At 35.4% G+C, this 9804-nt stretch carries 11 protein-coding genes; all 11 read right to left on the reverse strand.

What is annotated here, in order from left to right:
* A partial coding sequence (locus PHD84_09790) for a methylmalonyl-CoA mutase family protein (GenBank protein ID MDD5638089.1) occupies positions 1–833 on the reverse strand: 833 nt, incomplete at its 3' end.
* 123 nt (positions 834–956) lie between these two features.
* On the reverse strand, positions 957–1796 hold the full coding sequence (locus PHD84_09795) for an Asp23/Gls24 family envelope stress response protein (GenBank protein ID MDD5638090.1): 840 nt from the start codon (positions 1794–1796) through the stop codon (positions 957–959).
* A 70-nt stretch (positions 1797–1866) separates the two neighbouring features.
* Entirely contained in the window at positions 1867–3177 is a 1311-nt protein-coding gene (locus PHD84_09800; protein MDD5638091.1) for a Glu/Leu/Phe/Val dehydrogenase, read from the reverse strand.
* A 22-nt stretch (positions 3178–3199) separates the two neighbouring features.
* Positions 3200–4654: an NADPH-dependent glutamate synthase gene (gene gltA / locus PHD84_09805; GenBank protein ID MDD5638092.1), complete on the reverse strand. Its 1455-nt coding sequence runs from the start codon at positions 4652–4654 to the stop codon at positions 3200–3202.
* A 1-nt stretch (position 4655) separates the two neighbouring features.
* Positions 4656–5504, reverse strand: coding sequence for a sulfide/dihydroorotate dehydrogenase-like FAD/NAD-binding protein (locus PHD84_09810; protein ID MDD5638093.1), 849 nt, complete (start codon positions 5502–5504; stop codon positions 4656–4658).
* A 35-nt stretch (positions 5505–5539) separates the two neighbouring features.
* The gene (locus PHD84_09815) at positions 5540–6748 is read right to left on the reverse strand and encodes an acetate kinase (GenBank protein ID MDD5638094.1); all 1209 of its coding nucleotides are present in this window, start codon (positions 6746–6748) and stop codon (positions 5540–5542) included.
* Between the two features lie 34 nt (positions 6749–6782).
* Positions 6783–7325, reverse strand: a complete 543-nt coding sequence (locus tag PHD84_09820) for a 2-oxoacid:acceptor oxidoreductase family protein (GenBank protein ID MDD5638095.1) — start codon at positions 7323–7325, stop codon at positions 6783–6785.
* Positions 7322–8149, reverse strand: a complete 828-nt coding sequence (locus PHD84_09825; GenBank protein MDD5638096.1) for a thiamine pyrophosphate-dependent enzyme — start codon at positions 8147–8149, stop codon at positions 7322–7324. Before PHD84_09825 ends, PHD84_09820 begins: the two co-directional genes overlap by 4 nt.
* Positions 8146–9294 (reverse strand): 2-oxoacid:acceptor oxidoreductase subunit alpha, encoded by a 1149-nt coding sequence (locus PHD84_09830; GenBank protein MDD5638097.1) that lies wholly within the window; start codon positions 9292–9294, stop codon positions 8146–8148. Before PHD84_09830 ends, PHD84_09825 begins: the two co-directional genes overlap by 4 nt.
* 2 nt (positions 9295–9296) lie before the next feature.
* On the reverse strand, positions 9297–9569 hold the full coding sequence (locus tag PHD84_09835) for a 4Fe-4S binding protein (GenBank protein ID MDD5638098.1): 273 nt from the start codon (positions 9567–9569) through the stop codon (positions 9297–9299).
* Between the two features lie 7 nt (positions 9570–9576).
* Positions 9577–9804, reverse strand: a 228-nt coding sequence (locus PHD84_09840; protein MDD5638099.1) for a GntR family transcriptional regulator, incomplete at its 5' end; no start/stop codon positions are given.

Raw genomic sequence — 9804 nt, forward strand, 5'->3', positions numbered from 1 at the left:
GTATCAATATCTAGACCTCTCTTTACTGCTGCATCAACATAAGCAATCCCATTAGCTAAAGTGAAAGCAATCTCCTGAATAGAAGTTGATCCAGCCTCTCTAATATGGTAACCACTTATACTTATGGTATTCCACTTTGGTAATTTTTGGGAACAATAATCAAAAATATCAGTAATCAATCTCATAGAGGGAAGGGGTGGAAATATATAGGTGCCCCTGGCAATGTATTCTTTTAAGATATCATTTTGAATAGTACCATTTAATTCTGATGCCGGGATTCCTTGTTTTTCAGCAATAGCGGTATACATGGCCAATAAAATTGCTGCTGGAGCATTAATAGTCATAGAGGTACTAACTTGATCTAAGGGAATACCATCAAATAATATTTCCATATCCTCTAAAGTATCAATTGCTACTCCTACTTTTCCCACTTCACCATGTGCCATAGGATGATTGGAATCGTAACCAATTTGGGTTGGAAGGTCAAAGGCAATACTTAAACCGGTCTGTCCATTTTTTAACAGGTATTTATACCTCTTATTAGATTCCTCAGCATCCCCAAAACCAGCATATTGCCTCATAGTCCACAACCTGCCCCGATACATGGTTGGTTGCACTCCTCTGGTATAAGGATACTCTCCCGGGTAACCCAAATCATCAAGATAATCAATATCTTCTAAATCAAGTGGATCGTATAAGTTACTGACTTCCTTATTTGAACCAGTAACAAATGTTTTCTTTCTCTCGGGAAACTTACTTAAAACTTTATTTAATGAATTGGTTTCCCAATTGCTTTTAGCATTTTCTATTCTTTTTTTCCCATGGTAATCCAACTTATTACACCTCCTTTTTCCATACATAATTAAAAGTAAACACACCCTAATGTTTAAGTAGATTAAGGTAATATTTACATTTTTTAAATGTGTAAATGTATAATAAAAGCCAGGTTTAGGTTATTAGCTCATATTATAAGTAATTTTATTCTTTTCTAGTATCAAATTTTCTACCAGTACATCTATCTTTTTAATATTAATGCCAGTAATATAATCAAGCTCTTTCTTTAAATTTTCTTGAATTATCCTTACCATATCCGGTATATTCTTACCATATTTTAAGGTAAGGTTAATCTGTATTAAAATACCTTCATCATTAATATTTATTTTTGTTTTTCCAATTCGAATAACATGCTTAAAGTTTTTGATATTAAAATAAATTATATCTAAGATAGCACTTTCTGATATAAATAATTTTCCAAAATAACTAAATGGAGGCCGAACAACTGTTCGTTCTCCTATTTTTCTATTAACATATCGTTTTCGATAAAATATCTCTAATGACTCTACTAAGTTTATAGGAAACTTTCTCTGTATTTCAATTCCTGGTAGGGGTATGATATGAGTTCCCTCTCTAGATCTACTTGCCCTAGCTAGTTGTATTTCCTTTTCACTGGACACCTCTTCTATATTAAATACTTTACTTAAAGGTGGTAGTTCCAGGGTTTGAATTATTTTTTCTATCATTTCTATTGATGTACCCAAAACCATTATTTTTTTAGGTTTTTCTATTTTAATTATTTCTTTAACAGCTTGAGCGTGTTCTTTATCAAAAAAGATAGCTCTTCTAATTGCTTGGATCTTATTCAATTCTTTTTTCGCTGATAGACCTGCTAAAATTTTATCCTTTTTAATTAGAAGACCATCATCAATAATATATTCAATATTTTCCTGGTGAGCAATCAAGAGAGCTTTATGGCTCTTGCCAGTTCCACTTTCCCCTATTAGTGCAAATACTTTCATTCTTTTTTAATATACCTCAACTTTAATTTAGGTTAGGGGATAGTAATCCCCTAACCTAAATTGTTTCGCGCTATTTTTTTGTTCTCACCCAACCTCTTCCCTCAACAGCCTGGGCAACTCTTTTAATAGCAATAACATAAGCCGCATCTCTGTGATATAATTTTTCCTTTTCAGCTAAATCTATAACTCCATTAAAGGCTGAGGTCATAATGTGATTCAATTTTTCAAAAATTTCTTCTTTTGGCCAGTAATAATTCATATTATTCTGCACCTGCTCAAAATAGGAGACAGTTACTCCACCGGCATTACAAAGAAAATCTGGAATTAGAAAAACACCTTTCTCTTTTATGATTTTATCTGCTTCGGGAGTAGTTGGTGTATTGGCAGCCTCAGCATAAATCTTAACTGTATTAAAATCTATATTTTTAACATTATCTTTATGAACAGCCGAACCTAAAGCAGCAGGTATTAACACGATGACTGATTTTCTTAACCAGGCATCTGCATCTTCCTGCTTCCAGCCAAAAGATTTTGCTTTTTCAGGATTGATGGTGCCAAATTTATCTAAAGTACCAGGAGCAAATAGGTCATCAGGATTAATGCCCTCCTGACAACTATAGGTATAAGCCTTTTTATCATTAGGATCCCAGCAGGACATAGCAATAACTTTCCCGCCATATTCAACAAATTTTTCACAACAATATTGAGCATTATTTCCAGCCCCTTGAATTGATGCAGTTGCTCCTTTAAAATCAATATTTAATCTTTTTAAGGCTTCTCTAACACAATAAATAACTCCATAACCTGTGGCTTCAGTTCTCCCTAAAGAACCCCCAACACCAACAGCCTTGCCAGTAACAAATCCCGGTTTCCTTCGCCTGGCAATAGTATCATATTCATCCATAATCCAAAGCATATCCTGAGGGTTAGTAGCTACATCAGGTGCTGGTACATCCATTTCAGGGCCAACAAATTCATAAACCTTTCTGACCCAACCGCGGCAAAGTTTCTCCGTTTCCCGATCAGAAAGCTCTCTGGGATTACAAACCACGCCACCTTTTCCTCCCCCCAAAGGAATATTAACTACAGCACATTTCCAAGCCATCATCATAGCTAATGCCCTGACCATATCTATAGTTTCATCTTCGGCAAATCTTAAACCACCTTTAGCTGGACCTCGAGCAGTGGAATGCTGAACGCGAAATCCGGTAAATGTTCTAGTTGTTCCATCATCCATTTCTACTGGAATTCTTACTCTAATTTCTCGTTCAGCTTCTCTTAAGAATTCTTGCATTGACTTATTTAAATTACACTTTCTGGCATTTTCATCAAACTGAGCTTGAACAATTTCAAAAGGATTCATTTCTTTATCTCGAGACATTATTAAACCTCCAAATATTTTATTATTTTACTTCACTAGAAACTATATACTTTTTTCTTAAGCTCTTTCCTGAAGATAAATAGGTATCAATAGACCGGGCAGCTATCTTCCCATCGCCTACAGCAGAAATAACAGTAGCTGATCCTCTTACTATATCACCTCCGGCAAAAATACCTTCACAGGTAGTCATTTTGGTTTTTTCATCAACTTCAAAATATCCCCATTGATTCACCTCCACACCCTTAGCACTTCTGGCTACAATTGGATTAGCCATTGTGCCTATGGCATCAATTACCATATCTACTTCTAAAACAAAGTTGGAATTATCAATAGGAATAGGCCTTCTTCTGCCTGATTTATCCTGTTCTCCTAGCTTCATTCTTACACATTCCATCCCGGTTACTCTTCCTTCCTTATCTCCCAGAATTCGGATCGGTAAAGTTAAAAAATGGAATATAATTCCTTCTTCTTCAGCATGATGTACTTCTTCTGCTCTGGCTGGTACTTCTGCCCTGGAACGTCGATAAACTATATATGATTCTTTAGCACCAAGTCGTAGAGCAGTTCGTGCCGAATCCATTGCTACATTTCCGGCTCCGATAGTAGCAGCTCTTTCCCTGATTTTTATTGGAGTGTCATATTTCGGAAATAAGTATGCTTTCATTAAATTAGACCGAGTTAGAAATTCATTAGCTGAATAGACATCATTCATATTTTCTCCGGGAATATTCATAAAACGGGGGGCTCCTGCTCCATTAGCCAGAAATATGGCATCAAACTCTTTTGTCAAATCTTTTACGCTTCTGGTAGCACCTACTACCTGATTACTGATCACTTTCACTCCTAATTGCTTTATCTCATTAACTTCATATTCAACAATTGACTTAGGAAGCCTGAATTCTGGAATTCCATATACAAGTACACCTCCAGGCTTATGTAATGCCTCAAAAAGAGTTACCTGGTATCCGATTTTAGCAAGGTCCGCGGCACAGGTTAATCCTGCAGGTCCAGAACCAACGACAGCAACCTTTATACCCTTCTGATTATCCGTATTCTTTATTCCATGTATTCCATTTTCCCTTGCCCAATCAGCTACAAATCGCTCCAATCTTCCTATAGCGATTGCTTTGCCACGTTTATTTAAAACACATTCTTTTTGGCATTGTTCTTCTTGAGGACAGACTCTTCCGGTTACCGCCGGTAAAGCATCTGTTTCTAGGATTGTTAAATAAGCCTTGGCAAAATCCTCTTCTACAATATATCGTATAAAAGTGGGAATATTTATTTCTGCCGGACATCCCTTCGTGCAGGTAGGATTTTTGCACTGTAAACATCGCTGTGCTTCAAAAATTGCCTCTTCTTTAGTATATCCCAGAGGAACTTCGTTAAAATTATGAATGCGATCAGATGGTGACTGTTCTCTCATGGGGACTTGTTCTCTTTTTGTTCTTTCTTTCATTTCAATCATTTCAGCCATTTCAATTCTCCTTACACCTGCATTCATTTTGATCCTTAAAATGTTGCCATGATTCTTTTTCTTCTTTTTTATAACGATAGATTCTATGCATAAATTCTTCCCAGTTGACTAATTGACCATCAAACTCAGGACCATCAGTACAGACAAATTTTGTTTCTCCTCCAATAGAAACTCGACAGGAACCGCACATACCTGTTCCATCAACCATAATAGTATTAAGACTGACAATGGTATCAACTGGATATGACTTGGTCAGTTCAGTGGTTACTTTCATCATAATGGGTGGTCCAATAGTCCATATTTTTTTGATAGAAGTATCCTGATCGAGTTTCTCTTTTAAAGCATCTGTAACAAATCCCTTTCTTCCATAACTGCCATCATCAGTAGTAATAATTAATTCATCTGATACTGCTCTCAATTCCTTTTCCATAATAATTAATTCTTTGGTTCTGGCTCCAATGATAGCAATTACTCTGTTACCAGCCTTTTTTAAGTTACGTGCTATGGGGTGAATACATGCTATACCAGTTCCCCCTCCTACTACTACAACCGTACCAAAAAAATCTATTTCTGTTTTATGACCTAAAGGACCAATAAAGGAATATAAATATTCTCCTTCCTGAAAATGGGATAATTCATCTGTTGTTTTGCCAACTACCTGAAAAACAATTTGCACTAATCCCTTATTTTGGTCATAATCAGCAACGGTTAGGGGTATTCTTTCGCCATTTTCTTTAGTCATCAAAATAATAAACTGACCGGGCTGCACTGTTTTTGCAATTTCTGACGCTTCTATCCACATGCTGTACATATCCTGGTATAATTTTGTTTTCTTATTAATACGATACATCTATTTTCCTCTCTCGTGTTTAGAAATATAAATTATCATTTTAAATTATTAAAAATCTCTACTGTATCTTTAGCTATCATCAATTCTTCATTAGTTGGTATTACCAAAACAGCCACTCTTGAATCTTCAGTACTAATTATTTCTTTTTTACCTCTCAAATCATCATTCTTATTATCATCAATCTTTATACCAAAGGAGCTTAGATCTTTACAAACTATACTCCTCAACATGGGCGAATTTTCCCCAATACCGGCTGTAAATACCAGAGCATCCAGACCATTCATAGCTGCTGTATAAGCACCGATATACTTTTTCAAGCCATAATTTAAAACATCTAAGGTTCTTTTAGCTCTTTTATTTCCATTTAGTGTTTCCTCTTCCAGATCACGCATATCACTGGATATGCCTTCTGATAAACCCATTAATCCACTCTTTTTATAGAGGATATTGTTTATTTGCTCAAAATTAAGGTTTTCTTTCTCCATTAAATAAGGAATAATTGCTGGATCAAGATCTCCACAACGAGTCCCCATAATTATACCAGAAATGGTGCCAAACCCGAGACTGGTGTCAATTGATTTACCTTCTTTGACTGCAGTTATGCTGGACCCATTACCCAGGTGGCAGGTAATTATCTTTAATTCTTTTAAATCTTTGCCCAACATTTCTGCTGCTTTGTATGCTACATATTTATGAGATGTTCCATGAAAACCATATCTTCTTATACGATATTTTTCATAATAAATATATGGTAAGCCATAAAGAAATGCTTGCTCAGGAATAGACTGATGAAAAGCTGTATCAAATACTCCAACCTGTGGGGTATCAGGTAATAATTCCTGACATACTTTTATACCCAAGATATTTGGTGGATTATGCAGTGGAGCTAATTCAATAAATTCATTAAGGGTATTCATTACATCCTCATTCAACAATACTGAACCAGAATATTTTTCGCCACCATGTACTACTCGATGACCTACTGCTGATATTTCTGAAATATCCTTGATTACACCGTATTCATTATTCAATAGGGCATCTATTACCAACTCAATTCCCTTGCGATGATCTGGTATATCTAACACTTTTTTTATAACATCTTTCCCAGCAGGATAATGATTTATTAATGAACCTTTGATCCCTATTCTCTCTACTAAACCCTTGGCTAATAAAGATTCATCGGCCATATCAAAAAGACGATATTTTATTGAGGAACTACCAGAGTTTACAACTAAAATCTTCATTTAATTAATTCCTTTCCAGATAAACATTATATCTTTACTTAATAAATTTTTCTGCTATTTGAAAACCATGCTCTAATGCTTTTTTATTTAAATCTCTTATTCTTTCCGGTATTCTGTTTTGCAGCACTTTCCTGATAGCATTCTTAGTAACAATATTTGTTAACTGAACAATAATACCTAAAGATATAACATTAGTTACCAATTGATTTCCAAGAATGTTAATAGCATCTTTGGTAATAGGATATTGATAAATTTTCCCGGGAAAAGAAGGAATATTTGAAACATTTGTTGAATCAATCAATAATAATCCATCCTCTTTTAAATTCTGGACATATTTATCACAGGCTTGTTGTGTTAAAGCAAGTAATATATCTGACTTTATAATTTTAGGATAATCTATTTTTTCATCACTAATAATTACTTCTGATCTGCTGGCACCACCTCTGGCTTCTGGACCATAAGATTGAGTTTGAGCTATTTCAAATCCGTCAAAAATACCTGCTGCCTCAGCTAAAATAATGGCCGCCAGTATCAATCCCTGTCCTCCTGAACCACTTAAACAAACTTCTTTTCTCATTTTTCTCTCCTTCCTTGTTGAACCCTAATACAGATTTCCTGGTATTTATCAGTATATTCGGGTATATTAATATCTAAAAATTCCCCTGTGGGTATTTTCTTTTCTTTTTCTTCTTCTGATAATTTTTCCCAGGTTGTTTTGGGTACTGTGATGCTTTTTATCCACTCTAACATTTGAACAGGAGTTCTCAACTTATTAATTCTACCGAAAGAAATGGGGCAATCTGAAATTACTTCCACTACAGAAAAGCCTTTTTTGAGTAAAGCCTTTTTAATAAAACGAGTGGTCTGATTGACATCAAAAATATTTCCGCGTGCTACATAAGAAGCACCAGCACTGGCAGCTAAAGCAGATATATCAAAAGTCTGGTCAATATTGCCATATGGAGCTGTAGAACCAAACTTACCAGTTGGTGTTAAAGGAGAATATTGGCCTCCAGTCATGCCATAAATCATATTATTTATAATAATGGCAGTTATATCTATATTACGACGAGCAGAATGAATAAAATGGTTACCACCTATTGCTGCACAATCGCCATCACCCATTACGGCAATTACTTTTAAGCTGGGATTAGACATCTTTATGCCTGTTGCAAAAGGCAAAGCTCTACCATGAGTAGTATTCATAGTATTAAAATCAACATAACCAGTAATGCGACTGGAACAACCGATTCCCGAAACCATTACAATCTCATCCTTTTCCCATCCTATACTATTAATTGCCCTTAATATGGCACCTAAAATAATACCATTTCCACAACCAGGACACCAGATATGAGGAAACATTTCTTCTCTAAAATATTGGGCAATAGAATTATTCATAATTTGCTTTCCTCCTCAATCTTGGAAAGAATTTCCATAGGATTAATCAACTCCCCATCGACTCTACCATAAGAAACAACACGGCACTTGCCTTCAGCCGCCCTTTGTACTTCACGGACCATCTGGCCTAAATTCATTTCTGGCACTAATATTAAATCAACCTGTCCTGCTAATTGATTAATCGTATCATCGCTGAAAGGCCAGAGGGTGACTAACTTTAATAAACCAGCCTTTATGCCTTTTTCTCTTGCTAACTTAACCGTTCTTTGTGCTGCTCTTGCTACAGAACCATAGGCAATAACTGCTATTCTGGCATCATCCAGCAAAAACTTTTCCTCTATAATAATATCTTTTTTATGTAATTCTATTTTGTTAGTTAATCTTCTCAATAACTGATCGATTTTTTTGGTATTCGCAGTTGGGTAACCCTTTTCGTTATGAATTAAACCAGTAACATGATACCTATATCCACTACCAAAATTAGCCATAGGAGGAACCAGGTCCTGGTCTGCTTTATAAGGTAAAAAATTCTCTTTATCTAAAGTCGGTTTTTTTCTGTCAATAATTTCAACCTCTTCATTGGTAGGGATATTGACTTTTTCACGCATATGAGCAATGACTTCATCCAATAATAGCATCACTGGGGTGCGATATTTTTCACTAAAATTAATAGCTGTTATGGTTATATGTAAAATCTCATTTACATCCGAAGGAGCCAGAGCTATCATAGGATGATCTCCATGTGTTCCCCAGCGAGCTTGCATTACGTCCCCTTGAGCTGGCTTAGTTGGCAATCCCGTACTAGGTCCACCTCTTTGAGCATTAACAATAACACATGGGACTTCAGTAATTGCAGCAAATCCTATATTTTCCTGTTTCAAGCAAATTCCGGGACCAGAACTGGCAGTCATTGCTTTAACTCCGGTCAAAGAAGCACCTATAACTGCAGCCATACTGGCAATTTCATCTTCCATTTGCATAAATACTCCTCCTAGCTCAGGAAGCCGCATGGCCATTCCTTCGGCAATTTCAGAAGCAGGAGTGATGGGATAACCAGCAAAAAAACGAACACCAGCTAAAAGGGCTCCTTCTACACATGCTTCATTACCCTGTAAAATCTTAACCGTTTCATTTTTATCTGTCATAACTAGTCCTCCAGACCTTTTTGTTCCATAACATAGTTAATATTTTTTTCTTTCTTTTCAACATGAATAGCAAAATCCGGGCATCTTAATTCACATAACATGCAATTTATACAATCATCAATATTTTTTGCCACAGGACAACCCTTCTCATTACTTACTAAAACTTTTTTGGGACAGAACTGTATACAAATCCCGCATGATTTACACCAATCTTCATTTACAGTTATTACTGTCTTTTCATTTTGATAAATCCTTAAATTACCTGTTTTATTCATTTCCTTGTTATGTCACCTCTTTCCTTTTGATATCAAATATGGTTTTTTTCAAAGTATCAATGGAACCCTTATCAGGAATATAAATGAATTCAATTAAGGATATTTTTTTAGCATTCAATTGTTGGATTTCCTTCTTTCTACCAGGAGAGACTATTAAGATATCACTGTTATTAATCAATTCTTTTAATTCATCTGCCTTCCGAGTTGTGGTGAATATTATTTTTTTGAATTTTAT

Source organism: Atribacterota bacterium (assembly GCA_028717805.1).
In the GTDB taxonomy this organism is placed as follows: Bacteria; Atribacterota; Phoenicimicrobiia; order Phoenicimicrobiales; family Stramentimicrobiaceae; genus Stramentimicrobium.